17 protein-coding genes are annotated in these 17,203 nt (G+C 65.0%); 8 read left to right on the forward strand and 9 right to left on the reverse strand.

Going from position 1 to position 17,203, the window contains the following annotated elements:
- Positions 1–1,852, forward strand: a 1,852-nt coding sequence (locus AC0L21_RS31010) for an OmpA family protein (protein ID WP_473265558.1), incomplete at its 5' end; no start/stop codon positions are given.
- A 201-nt stretch (positions 1,853–2,053) separates the two neighbouring features.
- Here the strand turns inward: AC0L21_RS31010 and argG are convergent.
- The 6 genes from argG to AC0L21_RS31040 form a co-directional block, all read right to left on the reverse strand.
- Positions 2,054–3,391, reverse strand: coding sequence for an argininosuccinate synthase (gene argG, locus AC0L21_RS31015; protein WP_473265559.1), 1,338 nt, complete (start codon positions 3,389–3,391; stop codon positions 2,054–2,056).
- 93 nt (positions 3,392–3,484) lie between these two features.
- On the reverse strand, positions 3,485–4,261 hold the full coding sequence (locus AC0L21_RS31020) for a phosphatase PAP2 family protein (protein WP_473265560.1): 777 nt from the start codon (positions 4,259–4,261) through the stop codon (positions 3,485–3,487).
- 56 nt (positions 4,262–4,317) lie between these two features.
- Positions 4,318–4,812 (reverse strand): hypothetical protein, encoded by a 495-nt coding sequence (locus AC0L21_RS31025; protein ID WP_473265561.1) that lies wholly within the window; start codon positions 4,810–4,812, stop codon positions 4,318–4,320.
- 129 nt (positions 4,813–4,941) lie between these two features.
- Positions 4,942–6,135: a dual-specificity RNA methyltransferase RlmN gene (rlmN, locus tag AC0L21_RS31030; RefSeq protein ID WP_473265613.1), complete on the reverse strand. Its 1,194-nt coding sequence runs from the start codon at positions 6,133–6,135 to the stop codon at positions 4,942–4,944.
- 197 nt (positions 6,136–6,332) lie between these two features.
- Positions 6,333–6,995 carry an invasion associated locus B family protein gene (locus AC0L21_RS31035; RefSeq protein WP_473265562.1) on the reverse strand — a complete coding sequence of 221 codons (663 nt, stop codon included), beginning with the start codon at positions 6,993–6,995 and terminating at the stop codon, positions 6,333–6,335.
- Positions 6,996–7,112: 117 nt separating this feature from the next.
- Positions 7,113–7,952, reverse strand: a complete 840-nt coding sequence (locus AC0L21_RS31040; protein ID WP_473265563.1) for an SDR family oxidoreductase — start codon at positions 7,950–7,952, stop codon at positions 7,113–7,115.
- Between the two features lie 230 nt (positions 7,953–8,182).
- Between AC0L21_RS31040 and AC0L21_RS31045 the strand changes: the two genes are divergently transcribed.
- A complete protein-coding gene (locus AC0L21_RS31045) occupies positions 8,183–9,157 on the forward strand; it encodes an NADPH:quinone oxidoreductase family protein (protein WP_007598751.1) in 975 nt (324 codons plus the stop codon).
- Between the two features lie 169 nt (positions 9,158–9,326).
- On the opposite strand, the gene AC0L21_RS31050 is transcribed toward AC0L21_RS31045, so the two are convergent.
- Together AC0L21_RS31050 and AC0L21_RS31055 are read right to left on the reverse strand one after the other, a co-directional pair.
- The gene (locus tag AC0L21_RS31050) at positions 9,327–9,716 is read right to left on the reverse strand and encodes a YkvA family protein (RefSeq protein WP_473265564.1); all 390 of its coding nucleotides are present in this window, start codon (positions 9,714–9,716) and stop codon (positions 9,327–9,329) included.
- A gap of 104 nt (positions 9,717–9,820) precedes the next feature.
- Positions 9,821–10,123, reverse strand: coding sequence for a 4a-hydroxytetrahydrobiopterin dehydratase (locus tag AC0L21_RS31055; RefSeq protein ID WP_473265565.1), 303 nt, complete (start codon positions 10,121–10,123; stop codon positions 9,821–9,823).
- Between the two features lie 154 nt (positions 10,124–10,277).
- Here AC0L21_RS31055 and AC0L21_RS31060 point away from each other — a divergent pair, with 154 nt between their 5' ends.
- Together AC0L21_RS31060 and AC0L21_RS31065 are read left to right on the forward strand one after the other, a co-directional pair.
- Positions 10,278–11,723 carry a TAXI family TRAP transporter solute-binding subunit gene (locus AC0L21_RS31060; RefSeq protein ID WP_473265566.1) on the forward strand — a complete coding sequence of 482 codons (1,446 nt, stop codon included), beginning with the start codon at positions 10,278–10,280 and terminating at the stop codon, positions 11,721–11,723.
- Between the two features lie 104 nt (positions 11,724–11,827).
- Complete coding sequence (locus AC0L21_RS31065; protein ID WP_473265567.1) at positions 11,828–13,369, forward strand: alkaline phosphatase D family protein; 1,542 nt, start codon at positions 11,828–11,830, stop codon at positions 13,367–13,369.
- A gap of 8 nt (positions 13,370–13,377) precedes the next feature.
- Here AC0L21_RS31065 and AC0L21_RS31070 read toward each other — a convergent pair whose 3' ends face one another.
- Positions 13,378–13,779, reverse strand: coding sequence for a response regulator (locus AC0L21_RS31070; RefSeq protein ID WP_473265568.1), 402 nt, complete (start codon positions 13,777–13,779; stop codon positions 13,378–13,380).
- Positions 13,780–13,934: 155 nt separating this feature from the next.
- Between AC0L21_RS31070 and AC0L21_RS31075 the strand changes: the two genes are divergently transcribed.
- From AC0L21_RS31075 to AC0L21_RS31090, 4 genes are all read left to right on the forward strand, one after another.
- The gene (locus tag AC0L21_RS31075) at positions 13,935–14,699 is read left to right on the forward strand and encodes a Crp/Fnr family transcriptional regulator (protein WP_473265569.1); all 765 of its coding nucleotides are present in this window, start codon (positions 13,935–13,937) and stop codon (positions 14,697–14,699) included.
- 80 nt (positions 14,700–14,779) lie between these two features.
- Positions 14,780–15,496 carry a prolipoprotein diacylglyceryl transferase gene (locus AC0L21_RS31080; RefSeq protein ID WP_473265570.1) on the forward strand — a complete coding sequence of 239 codons (717 nt, stop codon included), beginning with the start codon at positions 14,780–14,782 and terminating at the stop codon, positions 15,494–15,496.
- A complete protein-coding gene (locus AC0L21_RS31085) occupies positions 15,477–16,907 on the forward strand; it encodes a radical SAM protein (RefSeq protein ID WP_473265571.1) in 1,431 nt (476 codons plus the stop codon). Before AC0L21_RS31080 ends, AC0L21_RS31085 begins: the two co-directional genes overlap by 20 nt.
- On the forward strand, positions 16,904–17,173 hold the full coding sequence (locus AC0L21_RS31090) for a hypothetical protein (protein WP_473265572.1): 270 nt from the start codon (positions 16,904–16,906) through the stop codon (positions 17,171–17,173). The genes AC0L21_RS31085 and AC0L21_RS31090 overlap by 4 nt, the downstream gene beginning before the upstream one ends.
- The last annotated feature ends 30 nt before the right edge of the window (positions 17,174–17,203 follow it).

Raw genomic sequence — 17,203 nt, forward strand, 5'->3', positions numbered from 1 at the left:
GCCCCCTGCCGCCCCGAAGCCGCCTTCGCCGCCACCGGCTGCGGCTCCGCAACAGCATGCGCCGCCTCCTGCACCGCCCGCGGCACGCCCGGCTCCCACGCCCCCGGCACCGCCGCCCGCCGCGGCTCCGCAGCAGCATGCGCCGACGCCTCCGCCTGCGACGCCGCCCGCGGCTCGTCCGGCTCCCACACCGCCCACCGCCGCTCCGCAGCAGCACGCACCGACACCTCCGGCTGCGGCCGGTCCTTCGGGACGGCCTGCGCCTGCGCCGACAGCAACTCCCCCGGCACCTGCTGCTCCCGCAGCGCGCCCGGCGACGCCTGCTGCCCCAACCGCCACGCCTGCTCCGACAGCAACACCTGCGCCGACCGCAACGCCGGCTCCGGGCAGCACGCCGGGCACGCCGCCGACTGGCCGCCCCGGTGCGCCGCCCCCCGGCGGACGTCCTGGCGCGCCCCCGGCTGCAGGATCAGCAACACCTGCTCCGGGCGCCACACCCGCGCCGACGGCCACGCCGACCCCCGGTGGCGCTCCGACGCCCCCGCCCGGACGTCCCGGTGCGGGACCCACGCCCGCTCCTGGCGCGACCCCGGCTCCAACCGCGGCGCCAACCCCCGGTCAGCAGGGAGGAACGCCTCCTGCTGGCGCGCCCGCTGCCGGAGCTCCGCCGACCCAGCCGCAGGCAGGCGCCCCGCCTCGACCGCCAGCCCCCCCCGCCGGCGCCGCGGCGCCGAGCACCGTCCCGGGCTCCGCGGCCGCAACGCCTCCGCCCAACAGGGCGGAATACGCGCCGCCAACGGTTGCGCCAGCCTTCCGAACCGCGCCGAGGGTCGCAGCACCGCTGCCGCCAGCACCGCGTCCGCCGCAGCGTGACCTCACGCCGCTCGCGATCGGTGCTGGCGTGGTGGCCGGTGCCGTGATCGGAGCCACCATCGCAGACCTCCACAATCAGCGGCGCGAATCCGTCGAAGGCGGCCGCACCGTCTACACCGAGCCGGACCGCATCATCATCCGCGATCCCGGTGGGCAGACATACGTCCGCGGCAACGATCTCTATCGCTTCCGCTACGGCGCCCGCGACATCCGCACCGAGACTGTCGGCGCCGATACCCGCACCGTGGTGATCCGTCCCGATGGCAGCGAGATCATTACTGTTGTCGGTCCGGACGGTCGGCTGCTGCGGCGAATTCGCAGGGATCCTCGCGGCCGCGAGCTTATCATCATCGACAACAGTTACCGCGATCCGCAGTCGGTCGGCGGCTTCTATGTCGACGCGCCGCCGCCGGTCGTGAACATTCCCTACGACCGCTATATCGTCGATGCCCAGGAGGCGTCGCCGGACGTGATCTACCAGACCATGCGGGCACCACCGGTGCAGCGGATCGATCGGCGTTATACGCTCGACGAAATCCGCTACAGCCCCAATGTTCGCATGCAGATGCCGAGCATCGACGTCAACTCGATCAGTTTCGAGACGGGGTCGTGGACGATCCCACCGGATCAGGCGGCCAAGCTGCAAGTGATCGCCGACGGTCTTAATCAGGCGATCCAGGCCAACCCGCGCGCGGTGTTCCTGATCGAGGGACACACTGACGCGGTCGGCAACGACGTCGACAATTTGTCATTGTCGGATCGTCGTGCGCAGTCCGCCGCCGAATTGCTGACCCAGCAATTCGGTGTGCCGTCTGAGAACCTGACGTCGCAGGGCTATGGCGAGCAGTACCTGAAGGAGCAGACGCAAGGGCCGAGCGCGATCAACCGGCGCGTCACCGTCCGCAACATCACGCCGCTGCTCAATGGCGGCCAGGCCTCGCTGCCGCCGCCCCCGCCCGGCACCGCGCCGCCGCGCTGAGGCGAAGCACAAATGCAAAATGGCCGGGAGCAATCCCGGCCATTTTTGTTTTTCCAGTCGCGTGCCCCGGACGCAGCGCAGCACGTAGTGATGCGCTGCTGAGCCGGGGCCCATACTATCGATGCAGTTGGATCGGCGTCGGTCCCGGCTCTGCGACGCACCGCTTCGCGCTGCATCGCGTCCGGGACACGAGCAGATGCCTCAGCCCTTGTCGCTCTCCAGCCGGAAGATCTGCGAGCCTTCGCTGCCCGACAACAGGCCCGTGTCGCTGTAGAGCTTCAGCTTGGCGCGGGTATCGTTGATGTCGAGGTTGCGCATGGTGAGCTGACCGATGCGATCGGCCGGTGTGAACGCCGCGTCCTCGACCTTCTCCATGCTGAGCCGCTCCGGCGCATAGGTCAGGTTCGGGCTTTCGGTGTTGAGGATCGAGTAGTCGTTGCCGCGGCGCAGCTCGAGCGTGACCTCGCCGGTGACCGCGCGCGCGACCCAGCGCTGCGCGGTCTCGCGCAGCATCAGGGCCTGCGAATCGAACCAGCGGCCCTGATAGAGCAGGCGACCGAGACGCATGCCGCTGATGCGGTATTGTTCGATGGTGTCCTCGTTGTGGATGCCGGTGACGAGGCGCTCATAGGCGATGTGCAGCAGCGCCATGCCGGGCGCTTCATAGATGCCGCGGCTCTTGGCCTCGATGATGCGGTTCTCGATCTGATCGCTCATGCCGAGGCCGTGCCGTCCGCCGATCGCGTTGGCTTCGAGGAACAGCGCGACGGGATCGCCGAAGGTCTGGCCGTTCAGCGCCACCGGCTCACCTTCCTCGAAACGCACCACGACCTTCTCGGCCTTGACGCTGCAGTCGTCACGCCAGAACGGCACGCCCATGATCGGGTTGACGATCTTGATGCCGCTGTCGAGGCTCTCGAGATCCTTGGCTTCATGCGTGGCGCCGAGCAGATTGCTGTCGGTCGAATATGCCTTCTCGGCGCTCATCTTGTAGGCAAAGCCCTGCGCCGTCATGAACGCCGACATCTCGGCGCGGCCGCCAAGCTCGTCGATGAACTGCTGGTCGAGCCAGGGCTTGTAGATGCGCAGGCCCGGATTGGTCAGCAGGCCGTAGCGATAGAAGCGCTCGATGTCGTTGCCCTTGAAGGTCGAGCCGTCGCCCCAGATGTTGACGCCGTCCTCCTTCATCGCCGCAACCAGCATCGTGCCGGTGACCGCGCGCCCCAATGGCGTGGTGTTGAAATAGGTGATGCCGCCGGTCGAGATGTGGAAGGCGCCGGACTGGATCGCGGCGATGCCTTCATGGACGAGCTGCGTGCGGCAATCGACCAGCAGCGCTTTCTCCGCGCCGAACTCCATCGCCTTGCGCGGGATCTCGTTGTAGTCAGCCTCGTCAGGCTGGCCGAGATTGGCGGTATAGGCGTAGCAGCGCGCGCCCTTCTGCTTCATCCAGAGCAGCGCCGCTGACGTGTCGAGGCCGCCCGAAAAAGCGATGCCGACTTTCTCACCCTTGGGCAGGCTTTTCAGGATCGTGGTCATGGGGCTTCCAATCGGTCTCGAAGGGCGGGTGTCGTTTCACGGGTTGACCGCGCGATTATCAAATTTCGCGGGGCTCGGCACCCCTTTAATGGCTCAAACTGACGGCTCGGGGTCCGTCTTGCGGCCGAACAGGCGCTGGCGCAGCCGGTAGGCGGGCATGTTCAACCGGGTCAGGGCGGCATCGACCGCCTCGTCCGAAAACCGGGTCCGCGGCCAGCGGTAAATCAGCGCGTAGGCAAACCAGATCACGACGAAGGTGACGAGGCCGGCGATCGAGACATCGGTGAAGAAGTGGCCGCCAAAGGCCATCCGCAGGCCGCTGGTCACGAGGCCGAACACCACGGCTCCGGCATAAGCGAGCGGCCGCCACGGCGGCGGTGCCAGTGCGGCGGGCGCCAGCGTCCAGAACGCGGTCGCGCCCTCGCCCGAGAAGAACGAGCAGTTGCGCGCGCAGCCGCCGCGCGGATCCCACCACGGCACGAATTGCTGGTCGCCGGCAAACTGCGTCACCACCACCGGGCGCGGCCGGCCCCAATAGGACTTGAAGGCGAGATTGGTGAGGATGCCGGCCGACATGATGATCGTGACCAGCAGGAAGACGATCGCGCGCCCGGATACCATCAGCGGGCGGTCGGGCCTGACCATCTTGACCACGAGCGCTGTCAGCGCAGGCAGCACGAACGCCCAGGCAACCCACATCGCGGCATCGCGCGCGAAGCCTGCCCAATCGTTCAGCTTGAGCGGAAACGATTTGGTATCAGGGTCGAAGAACAGCGCGGCGAGCTTGAGATCGAGCTCGGGATAGAGGCCGAAAACGACGCCGATCACGAGCCACAGCGCCAGGGCGATGAAGAGTCCGGTCCGGTTCATGGCGCGCGGTTTAGCCGAGTGGGAAGGGGATGAAAACCCCGTGGCAAGTCAGAAAGTCACCGTGCATCCGGCCGCGAATTCGACGGCAGTGGCGGAGGCGGCTTGCGCGGCAGCGGCGGATTGCGCCAGGCGCCGGCATTGCGGCCGGCGATCAGCCAGTAGACGACACCGGCGACGATACCCGCGCCGGTCATGATCTCCAGATGCCGCCGCACGATGCCTTCGAATTGCAGCGTGTCGGAATGAAACGGGACCAGCCCGAGATAGCAGGCGAGCCCCACGACCCCGCCGCCCACGGCATAGGCGAGCGCGCTGCGGATGTAGAGCGCCTCGGTGATCGCGACGATCACCGCCGCCGGCACCAGCGCAAAACCGGAAACGAAGATGAAGCCGAACCCGAGCAGGATATCGATCGTGCCCTGGTCGACGGGACCGGCGCCGAGATCGGCGAACTCCGGAAACAACAGCGCGACGACGACGATCATGCCGCCGACGAAGCAGGCGGCGAGAAAGCCGATGAAGATGACGACGAGGCGGCCGATCAGGGACATGCAGAGGAAGCCAACGTTACCGTCATTGCGAGCGAAGCAATCCAGAGATGCGTCTGCGGAGGCAGTCTGGATTGCTTCGTCGCTGCGCTCCTCGCAATGACGGGCAAGCAACACAGTGCGCCTGTCAAGCTAGTCCGTCATCGCCATGGCCCGCAGCGTCTGGCGTTCCCTGGCGGAGAGTTTTTCGGTCTCCGACTTGAGCTGGCCGCAGGCCGCCAGGATGTCGCGGCCGCGCGGAGTGCGCACCGGCGAGGAGTAACCCGCGTTGAAGACGTACTCGGAGAATTTTTCGATCTGGTCCCAGTCCGAGCATTCATAGGCGGTGCCGGGCCAGGGGTTGAACGGGATCAAATTGATCTTGGCGTGAATGCCCTTGAGCATCTTCACCAGCAGCTTGGCATCGTCCAGCGAATCGTTGACGCCCTTGAGCATCACATATTCGAAGGTGATGCGACGCGCGTTCGAGGCGCCCGGATAGTCGCGGCAGGCCTGCAGCAATTCCTTGATCGGATATTTGCGGTTGAGCGGGACCAGCTCGTTGCGCAGCTCGTCGCGCACCGCATGCAGCGAGATCGCGAGCATGACGCCGATCTCCTCGCCCGCGCGCACGATATTCGGGACCACACCCGAGGTCGACAGCGTGATGCGGCGGCGGGAGATGCCGATGCCTTCGTTGTCGCCGACGATGAGCAGCGCATCGCGCACCGCGTCGAAATTGTAGAGCGGCTCGCCCATGCCCATCATCACGATGTTGGTGACGCGGCGCGTACCGTCTTCTCGATCGGCCCAGTCGTTCAGACGATCCCGCGCGACCATCACCTGTCCGACGATCTCGCCGGCGGTGAGATTGCGCACCAGGCGCTGCGTGCCGGTGTGACAGAACGAGCAGTTCAAGGTGCAGCCGACCTGCGAGGAGACGCACAGCGTGCCGCGATCGGTTTCCGGGATGTAGACGCACTCGACTTCGTGCGCCCGCTCGACATTGTCGCCGCTCGGCAGCCGCAGCAGCCATTTGCGGGTTCCGTCGTTGGAGATCTGCTCGGCCACGACTTCGGGCCGGTCGACCGTGAAATGCTGGGCGAGGTCGGCGCGAATGCCCTTCGAGACCGAGGTCATCTCTTCGAAATTCTGGGCGCCCCGGAAATACATCCAGTGCCACAGCTGCTGTACGCGCATCTTGCGCTGAGCCGGAGCGACGCCGATCTCCCCGAGGCGATCGGCCAACTCGGTGCGCGACAAGCCGATCAGCGACGGCTTGGCCGGCGGCACATAGGTTTCGAGCGGAGTCTTCTCCACCAGCGTTGCGTTGTGCGGCTCGGTCATCGGTGCCTGAGATTGCTGCTGCTGTCTCGTCATGCCCGGGCTTGTCCCGGGCATCCGCGTTCTTTTCTGTCCGTAGCCAGCGCGTGGATGGCCGGGATACGCGCTTCGCGCTCTAGCCCGGCCATGACGTCTGTACCTTTGGAACCGCCCCTATATAGCAACCGGAACCGCCGATTGCGACCTTATCGACCGCAGGCTTAACGCCTGCAATCCTGGGCGATCCTGTCGAGCGCCTGGGCAAGGCCCTTCAGCGAGAAGGTGTCGGTCGTCTCGGTCCCCTTGGACGAGATGCCCTTGACCACGAGATCGGCGGATTTGCGCATGGCCTCGACCATCCGCTCTTCCTCGGCCGCGTTCTTGATCCAGAGACCATCGCCCTGCGAGTACATGGCGAAAGCGGCGCCGCCGACCTCGACCGAGGATTCAGAGCCCGGCTTCAGCGCGTAGCCGATCATGACCGAGACTTCGTTGTTGACCTTCTCCGCCGGGCGGGTGGAGACAAAGGCATAGGCAGGATCGCGCGGCCGATTCGGCGGGTTGGTCTTCGACGACGACGGCTTGGCCAGCGCGAAGCAGACCTTTTTGCCGTTGGGCGCGGCCGAATAAGCGCCCCAGGTGCCGAACTGACCGATCAGGGTCGGCTCGGCGCCGCCCGCAACCGCCGCGTGCGGGGCCGCCGGCTTGCTCTCGGGCTTTGCAGCCGTCTTTCCAGTCGTATTGGTCGCCGGCGCAGCCGATTTCGGCGCGGCCTCTTTCGGTGCAGTTTTGGGCGCAGGCTGCGCCGTCTGCGCCCGCGCGGAATCGGTGATTCCACAGGCCGCCACGCCCGTCATCAAAGCTAAAATCAGCACCCGCCACATGCTGGAGTGGTTCCCTCAATATTGTGACTGGAAGATGGCCCGGTCGCGCATTGTCCCCGAGGCAGGGATAGCCGGGAAAGTCCAATTTGGGAAGGCAGTTAGCGAAGCTCGCGGCGACTAGGCCCTGGATCGCGCCGCGCGCTGCTCCGACCATTGCGCATCGGTCCAGCGCAACAAATCCTCGGCGCCGGAGCTGCGCAAATGCGCGCCACCGTCGATCACCACCATCTCGCCGTTGATGTAGCCGGCACGGTCGGAGACCAGGAAGCTGGCGAGGTCGGCAAGCTCGCTATGCTCGCCGGCGCGTCCCATCGGGTTGCGCGCGGCCCACCCTTCGTCGCGACCCTCGGGGCGGAGCTGGCCCGAGGCGCCCGCGGTCGGGAACGGTCCCGGCGCGATCGCGACGGTGCGGATGCCCTTCGGCCCCCACTCGACGGCAAGACTCTTGGTCATCGCCAGCACGGCCGACTTCGCCATCGCCGACGGCACGGTGAAGGCGCGGCCGGTGATGGTCGAGGTCGAGAGGATCGAGAGCACGACGCCGCCATGCTTACCGTCGATCCAGCGCTTGCCGGCGGCGAGCGTGCAATACATCGCGCCATGCAGTGTCGGCGCAAAGATCGCATCCGCGGCGCGGAATGAGAGATGCTCACTCTGCGCGATGAAAGTCGCAGCCGCGTTGTTGACGAGAATATCGAGCGGCGCCTCGCGCCAGATGGCGTCCATCATGCTCTCGACGGCGGCGCCGTCGCGGATATCGCAGGCGATCGTCGTGACCTTGCCGCCTGTCTCTTCGCGCATCTCGCTCGCCGCCGCCTCGAGCCGGTCGAGCTTGCGGCCGCAGATCACGAGCTCGGCGCCGAGCGCGAGGAAGCGGTGCGCCATCGCAGCACCGAGACCCGAACCGCCGCCGGTGACGAGGATGCGCTTGTGCTTGAGCAGGCCTGTTTCAAACATCGTTTGATTCCTCCCTTTTCTTCTTCCGTCACTGCGAGCGAAGCGAAGCAATCCAGGCTATTTCCGCGGCACGGATTCTGGATTGCTTCGCTTCGCTCGCAATGACGAGGATAGGACCGAATGCAATTTCAGACAAAGAAACCGGATTGTGGGACCGCGCTAAATCCGGCAGAAACAGCCAAACTATAATTCTGCCTCGAAACGCCAAGTGCTCTCAAGAAGGTGCCGCCATGAAAGCCATCCTCTGCTCGCAATATTGCCAGCCCGACGATCTCGTTCTGGCCGACGTGCCGGATCCGGTGGCCGGTCCCGGCGAAGCCGTGATCGCGATCAAGGCTGCGGCGCTGAACTTCTTCGACATCCTGATGATTCAGGGCAAGTACCAGATCAAGCCGCCGTTCCCGTTCTCGCCGGCCGCCGAAGTTGCGGGCGTGATCGAGAGCATCGGTCCCGGCGTAACCGATCTGAAGGTCGGCGATCGCGTCGTCGCCTCCTGCGGCCACAACGGGGCGCGCGAAAAGATCGCGCTGCCGGCCGCATCGATCGTGAAAATCCCCGACAATCTCGATTATGACCGCGCGGCCGGCATCATCATCATCTACGGCACGGCGCTGCATGCGCTGGAAGATCGCGCGAGCCCGAAGCCGGGCGAAACGCTCGCGGTGCTCGGCGCCGCCGGCGGCACCGGACTTGCCGCGTGCGAGCTGGGCAAGCTGATGGGCCTGAAGGTGATCGCCTGCGCCTCGTCGGACGAGAAGCTCGAATTCGCGAAGGCGCACGGCGCAGAACTCACGCTCAATTACGGCAAGGAAGATTTGAAGGAAGGCTTGCGAAAGCTCACCGGCGGCAAGGGTGTCGACATCATCTTCGATCCCGTGGGCGGCACCTATGCCGAGCAGGCCCTGCGCTCGATTGCCTGGGAAGGCCGATTCCTCGTGATCGGCTTTGCTGCCGGCGACATTCCAAAGATGCCGCTGAACCTCGCGCTGCTGAAGGGCTGCGACATCCGCGGCGTGTTCTGGGGCGCCTGGACCCGACTTAACCCGGAAAAGAACCGCGCCAATCTCGAGAAGCTTGTGAAGTGGACAGCGGAAGGAAAAATCTCCTCGCATGTCGACCGTGTCTTCCCGCTGGCACAGACCGCCGACGCGCTGAAGGTGCTCGCGGGACGTCAGGCCATGGGCAAGGTGATCCTGCATCCGTGAGGGTGTCGGCGCGTAGAGTGTTGCGACATCGTCACCACATACTCAACTGTCATTGCCCGGCTTGACCGGGCGATCCAGGACTCCGTCACGAGTGTTGTTGAATCGATGAGCCGCGGCGTACTGGATTCCCCGCCTTCGCGGGGAATGACAGTGAAGGATGCGGCGACAGCTACTGCGCGGCTTCCGCGTCGCCCTCGACCACCCCACGCTTCAACGCGGCGCGGGCCGCTTCGCGATGCTCGTTCGTGATATGGCTCGCGACCATGCGGATCGCGGTGGCGAGCACGGCGGCGTCATCGGTGAAGCCGAGGATCGGCATCACGTCGGGAACGAAGTCGAACGGCAGGATGAAATAGGCAATCGCGCCGAGCAGCGAGGCCTGGACATGGCGCGGCGTCTGCCGGTCGAAGGCGCAGTAATAGGCGGCGAGCAGATCCTCCGCGAACGGCAGTCGCGCGGCGACACGCTTCAGCTTGCGCCAGAAGCGGCGGCGCACGCTCTCACGATCTTCCGCGAGCCGGTCGGCCGGCTCGAAACCGACACTGTGTTCGGCAGCCATGTTCGACAAACTCCCCGTTCCAGCCAAGGGTCGCGTCAGGGGTGGCAGATCGCCGCATCCCCGGCTGATCACAAGATGGGAACTCGGCCGGTCCCCGCAAGACGTCAGCCTGGTGTCAGCTTGGCGATGGCGTTCATCGCCTTGGCGAGCTCGATGTCGAGCGCGGTGAGGCCGCCGGCGTCATGGGTCGACAGCAGCACCTCCACCGTCTTGTAGACATTGCGCCATTCGGGGTGGTGGTCCATCTTCTCGGCGACCAGCGCCGCGCGCGTCATGAATCCGAACGCCTCGTTGAAATCCCTGAAGACAAAGGTTTTCCCGATCGCGTCGCGTCCCTGAACCTCGGTCCAATCAGGTAGTCCGCCCAGCGCCTGCCTGCGCGCCTCCGCCGAGAGCCGTTCTGCCATCGTCGCCTCCATCCTTTTAGGGGAACTTTACCCTAACACCGCACCGACGCCCCGGGTTCATACGGGATTAGACCCCATCCGCTAACCATGACGGAGATGTAACCCTGCCGGACAAGAAATTTGCTACACTTGCGGGCGTAAATCGCCGGCCAAGATGAAACTGAGCCTCAAGCGACTGTTCGGGAGATCGATGACCGGGGGATTGGACCTGGCCGAAGCGCCCACCCCGCCCTCGCCGCGATCGTCGGCGCGGAAGACGGCGCTCGTGACTCTCGCGCTGGTGCTCGCGATCGTTGGCGCGCTCGCCGGCGGCTACTACTTTGCCATGCGGCCGGTGACGCTGAAGATCGCGGTCGGCCCCGCCAACAGCGACGACGTCAAGGTCGTGCAGGCACTGACCCAGGCCTTCGCACAGCACAAGAGCTCTGTGCGACTGCGTCCGATCCAGACCGACGGCGCCACCGCCAGCGCCAATCTGGTGGCGGAAGGCAAAGCCGATCTTGCCATCGTCCGCGGCGATCTCGACGTGCCGAAAAACGCGCAAGCCGTTGCGACCCTGCGCAAGAATGTCGTGGTGTTGTGGTCCATACCCGTCAAGGGTAAGAAGAAGGGTGCGAAGATCACCAAGATCGCGCAGCTCGCCGGGCATCGGGTCGGCGTGGTTGGCCGCACCCAGGCCAACGTCAATTTGCTCAAGGTAATCCTGCAGCAATACGGCGTCGATCCCGCCAAGGTCGAGATCGTGCAATTCCCGGCCAATGAAGTTGCCGAGGCGATCAAGTCTCAGAAGGTCGATGCCTATCTCGCGGCCGGTCCCGTCAACAGCAAGATCACTTCGGACGCGATCGCCACTTCCGCCAAGGAGTTCGGCACCCCGACTTTCCTCGCGATCGATTCCGCCGATGCGATTGCGCAAAATCATCCCGTCTATGAAGCGGCCGAGATTCCCGCGGGCACTTACGGCGGCTCGCCCGATCGTCCCGACGACGAGGTCAAGACCATCAGCTTCTCGCACCACATCGTGGCGCGCAAGGCTGTGTCCGAAACCACCATCGCGGCGTTCACGCGCCAACTATTCTCCGTCCGCCAGCAATTGGTGACGGAATTCCCGCTGGCGGCGAAGATCGAAACGCCCGACACCGACAAGGATGCGGTGATTCCCGTGCATCCCGGCGCCGCCGCTTTCGTCGACGGCGAAGAAAAGACGTTCCTCGACAGGTACAGCGATTACATCTGGTGGACCCTGATGGCGCTCTCGGCCATGGGCTCGATCGGCGCCTGGTTTGCGGGCTATCTGAAGAAGGACGAGCGCGACAACAACAGCCATCTGCGCGAGCGGCTGCTCGACATGATCACCGCCGCACGAAAGAGCGAGACGACCGAAGATCTCGATCAGATGCAGACCGAGGCCGACGAGATCCTGCGCGACACGTTGCGCTGCTACGACCACGGCGCGATCGAGGAAGGTGCGCTCACCGCCTTCAACATCGCGCTCGACCAGTTCCATGCGGCGGTTGCCGACCGCAAAGCGGTGCTATTCAGCCTGCCGCAGAACCTGCAGCGTACCGGCGCGCAATTCCGGGCCGCCGGCAACGCGTAAGCGCGTGCGCGCGTAATCGCTTCGTCACATTGTCTCCATATAGCGTCGGGCTTCACCATGCGACCGCCCTGGACGACCGCCTCACGCGATATCGAGACCATCCCATGAACATCAAATTCTCCCGCCGCCGTTTCCTGACCACCAGTGCGGGCGCGCTCGGCGCGGTCGCAATGCCGCATCTCTCCCGCGCGGCCGACCGGCCGGCGGTGACCCACGGCGTGCAGTCGGGCGACGTCACCGTCGACGGCGGCGTGGTCTGGGCGCGCACCGACCGGCCCGCACAGATGCTGGTCGAGGTGGCGACGACGGAGTCGTTCAGGGATGCCCGCGCACTGCCGCCGATCGCGGCGCTGCCCGAGAGCGACTTCACCGCAAAGATGCTGATCGAAAACCTGCCTAGCGGACAGGACATCTTTTATCGCGTCCGCTTCCGCGATCTGTCGCACACCGCGGTGGAGGGCGAGCCGGTGACCGGCCGCTTCCGCACCGCGCCCGCCGACCGCCGCGACGTCAGCTTCGTCTGGGGCGGCGATGTCGCAGGACAAGGCTGGGGCATCAACCCCGATGACGGCGGCATGTTCACCTTCTCGGCGATGCGCAAGCACCGTCCGGATTTCTTCCTGCATTCCGGCGACACCATCTATGCCGACGGCCCTATCCAGTCCGAGGTTAAGCTCGCCGACGGCAAGATCTGGAAGAACGTCACGATCCCCGAGAAAGCCAAGGTCGCCGAGACGCTGGACGAGTACCGCGCCGCGCACAAATACAATTTCACTGACGACAATCTTCGCGCCTTCAATGCCGAAGTGCCGATCTTCGTGCAGTGGGACGACCATGAGGTGACCAACAACTGGTCGCTTTCGAAGGAGCTGCCGGCGACCTATAAGGAGCGCGACATCGCACTGCTTGCGGCCCGCGCAGGCCGTGCCTTCCACGAGATGTATCCGATGCGCGAGAGCATCGTCGAGCCCGGCCGCGTCTATCGCCAGATCTCCTATGGTCCCCACCTCGATGTGTTCGTGCTCGACGAGCGCAGCTATCGCGGCCCGAACGGCGCCAACCTCGAAACCGCTTACGGCCCGGCCAGCTATTTCCTCGGCCCCGACCAAACCGCCTGGCTCAAGCACGGCCTGTTGAATTCTCGCGCGACCTGGAAGGTGATCGCCTCCGATATGCCGCTCAGCCTCGTCGTATCAGATACGGCAAAGGGTGGATCGGAAGCCATTGCGCAGGGCGACGGCCCGGTGCGCGGCCGCGAGTTCGAGATCGCCGACATCCTGCGTTTCATCAAGATGGCGCCGATCAGCAACACCGTATGGCTGACGGCGGACGTGCATTACGCCGCCGCGCACTATTACGATCCGAACAAGGCGCAATTCCAGGATTTCGAGCCGTTCTGGGAGTTCGTGTCAGGCCCGCTTCACGCGGGCACATTCGGTCCGAACGCGCTCGACAATACGTTTGGGCCGGAGGTGCGTTTCGTCAAGGCGCCCGGGAAAGACAGCCAGAACCTGCCGCCATCGGCCGGCATGCAGTTCTTCGGTCACGTCAAGATCGATGGCGCTTCCGGCCAGATGACGGTGACCTTGCGCGACCGCGCCGACGTCGCGCTGTGGTCGACCACGCTCGATCCGAAGCAGGCCTGACCGTATCGCTAGTCCGCCGCGCGGACCTGGAGCGCCGCCTCCAGCGCGTCGCTCGAACACGGCTTCTGCAGTCGCGGCTGGCCGGCGAATACCGGCGGGATGCGCGCGTCAGCGCCGTAACCAGTGACGAAGACGAACGGAATTTTCAGGGCCGCGAGCCGTTCGGCGACCGCAAAGCTGTTCTCGCGACTCAATCCGACGTCGAGCAAGGCGAATTCGGGGGCACGCGCCGCGATCGCGGCCAGCGCCTGCGCCACTGAACCTGCCGTGCGCACGCTCTTCACGCCAAATCCGAGCAGGCGATCCTCGAAGTCGATTGCGATGATCGGATCGTCCTCGACGATGAGGACATCGGCGGGACAATTTGAACCATCGGAAACGGCGGGTGCCATCATCGTAACGTGGAGCATGAGGTGTCTCTGACTGGGATACCGGTCACGACGCCTTTACCCAGCGCGGAGGGTTCCCGGAACGAAACCACCACATCACAGTTGTCAGGTCTGTCCACTTGTGCACACAGGGCCTCGTCGGAACTCGCTAATGTGGAGGCGGATGGGAGTTTAAGATGGACGCGCGGACCAGCAAGGCCACCGAGATCGATAGCCGGCCGACCAACAATCTGCTGCGGCGCTTGAGCCCGGCCGACTTCGCCCTGCTTGCGCCGCATGTCATGCTCGAAAGCGCCGCGGCGAATGAATTGCTCTATAACCCCGGCGACGACGTCCAGGTCGTCCACTTCCCCTGCGGACCATCGCTTGCAACCTTCCTCGTTCCCAATGAGGACGGCCGTGACGTCGAGACCATCCTGGTTGGCCGCGAAGGCGCGGTGGGCGGCATCGTCAGCGAGGGTTATCTGCCGGCCTACACCCGGATCTGCGTGAAATTCGGTGGGCCCTTTGCGCGCATTCACGTCAGCAAGCTGGAGGCCGCCAAGCAGCGCTCGTCCTCGTTGCGCCATGTCTTCGCCCGCTACGCCGACTGCATGCTGGCGCAGATCTTCCAGTCCACCGCCTGCAACGCCATTCACTCGATCGAGCAGCGCACCGCCAAATGGATGCTGGCGGCGATGGAACGGACCGGCGACGAGAGCAGCGTGCCTCTGACGCACGAGCAGCTCGCGACACTGCTCGGCGTCGGCCGCAGCTATGCCAGCCGCGTGCTCCAGTCGTTTAAGGCGGAAGGCGTGCTCGACACGCGGCGCGGATCGATCCTCGTCCGCAACCGCGAAGGCCTGCGCCTGCGCGCCTGCCTGTGCAACGAGGCTGTGAAGTTGCACTTCGAAGAGGTGCTGCGCGGGGTCTATCCGACCGAAGAGCGGCAAGCGGGCTAGCCGCCTGCCTCGCTCCTCTTCGGGGATAAGAAGCGGCCGCACTATCCCGCCAAGCGGGAACCTGGGCTAATGTCCCCCGCATGAGCGGGGCTTTCCTTCACACTCTCTTCGATGTCGGGGCGTGGCTGGCTGCGGCCGCGGCGCTGTACTGGCTGTCGCGACAGGGCTTGCGGTTTCCGGCGCAATCCTTCGAGCGGTCCTACCTCGCCGCTTTGGTGTTCGGTGCGGGGCTCGGCGCCTATCTGTTCGGCTCCGCCAATTTGTGGCTGTCGGGCCAGAGCGGCATTGCGCGCTCTGTGGAAGGTGCGCTCGCCGGCGGCATCGTGGCGATCGAGCTCTACAAATGGTCCGCAGGGATCACGGTCCGAACCGGCGTCCGTTTTGCGCTGCCACTGGCGATCGGCATCGCGATCGGCCGGCTCGGCTGCTATTTCGCGGGCCTCGACGATTTCACCTACGGCACCCCGACGGCATGGCCCTGGGGTCATGATTTCGGCGACGGCGTCCCGCGCCATCCCGTGCAGCTCTACGAAAGCGCCGCGATGGGGGTATTCGCGTTGCTCTACGTGCTGGCGGTCTTGAACCGGAGCGCGTTTGTGATCACCAATGGTTTCTACCTCGTCCTTGTCTACTATGGCGCACAGCGCTTCCTGTGGGAATTCCTCAAGCCCTACGGCACGCTGATCGGCCCCTTCACGCTGTTTCACCTGCTGTCGCTGTCCATCCTGCTCTACGCTGTCGTCATGCTGGCGAGGGCGCCCAAAGCGAGACCCATGCATGAACGCGCCGTTGCGTAAGTCGCGCCCTTATATCTTCTGGGGCCAGACTCAATCTCTCTGCGAGACCTGCCTGAAGCTGGTGCCGGCCAAGATCCAGATCCTCGACAACGAGGTCTGGTACGAGAAGCGCTGCAAGGAGCATGGCGTCCAGTCCACGCTGGTGTCGACGGACGCAGCCTATTGGCGCCTGTGCAAGGATTTCATCAAGCCCGGCGACCGGCCGCTCGCCTTTCAACGGCATACCGAATTCGGCTGTCCCTACGATTGCGGCCTGTGCCCCGACCACGAGCAGCATTCCTGCCTGGCCCTGATCGAGATCACCGAGCATTGCAATCTGACCTGCCCGGTGTGCTTTGCCGATTCCTCACCGGCGCGGACCAGCTTCACGCCGCTGGCCAAGGTCGAGCGAATGCTCGACGCGCTGGTCGCGAGCGAAGGCGAGCCTGATTTGGTGCAGATCTCCGGCGGCGAGCCGACGCTGCATCCGGATTTCTTCGCGATCCTCGATGCGGTGCGCGCCCGCCCGATCCGCCATGTCATGATCAACACCAACGGCCTGCGTATCGCCCGCGAAAAGGATTTCGTGGCGCGGCTCGCCGAGAACAAGCGCGGGCTCGAGGTCTATCTCCAGTTCGACTCGCTCGAACGCGACGCGCTGATCAATCTGCGCGGCGCCGATTTGCGCAAGATCCGTCAGCAGGCGCTGGAGAATCTCGAGCATTACGGCGTGTCGACCACGCTGGTGGCGACCATCAAGCGCGGCGTCAACGATGCCGAGATCGGCGACATCGTTCGCCATGCGCTCACGTGCAAATGCGTGCGCGGCGTCACGCTGCAGCCGGTGCAGGATGCCGGCCGCAACGAGAATTTCGACAAGAACACCGACCGCATCATGCTGTCGGAGATCCGCAAGCGCGTGGTCGAAACCGGCGTGTTCGGCGACAAGGACATGATCCCGCTGCCCTGCAACCCCGAAAGCATCTCGATCGGTTACGGCCTGCGCAACGGCGAGAAAGTGCTGCCGCTGACCTCACTGATCCCGCAGGAGCAACTCGTCGCCTTGTTGCCCAATACGATAAGCCCGGAGAAGCATCCGGCGCTGAGGGAGAAATTCATCGATCTGTTTTCGCTGTCCTCGGGACCGCTGAACACCAGCGAGCGCGTCTGCGAATTGTTGTGCTGCCTGCCGAGCTTCGAGGTCCCGCAAGGCATCACTTACGAGAACGTATTCCGCGTCACCATCGTGCAGTTTCTCGACCGCTTCAATTTCTGCGTCGGCAACGTCAAGCGCAGCTGCATCCATTTCGTCACCGAGAGCGGCGCGATCATTCCGTTCGACACCTACAATCTGTTCTACCGGAACGGAAAGATCGACGGCATCCGCGCCGAACTGGCGGCGCAGTCAACCGAAGGAGCCCTGCAGGCATGAGCATCAGCGACACGCCGCCGCCAGCCCCTCCGGGACCGCCTCCCGCCCCGCCGACCAAGCGCAGCGGCTGCCTGACCGCGCTCATGGCGATCTTCGGGATCCTCCTGCTGCTGCCCGGTGCCTGCGCAATCCTGTTCGGCGGAATCTCCATATCCGACAGGGGCCGGATCGATTCCGACGTCGCGCCTCTGGTCTTCCTGGGCCTGGTCGTGGGGCTGGGCGGGGTCGCCCTGATCTGGGCCGCCATCAAGGGCCGGCGCGGCTGAGCCCGGCTTTTCGCCTAACCCCCGGGAATT

This window comes from Bradyrhizobium sp. WSM4873 (assembly GCF_055811355.1).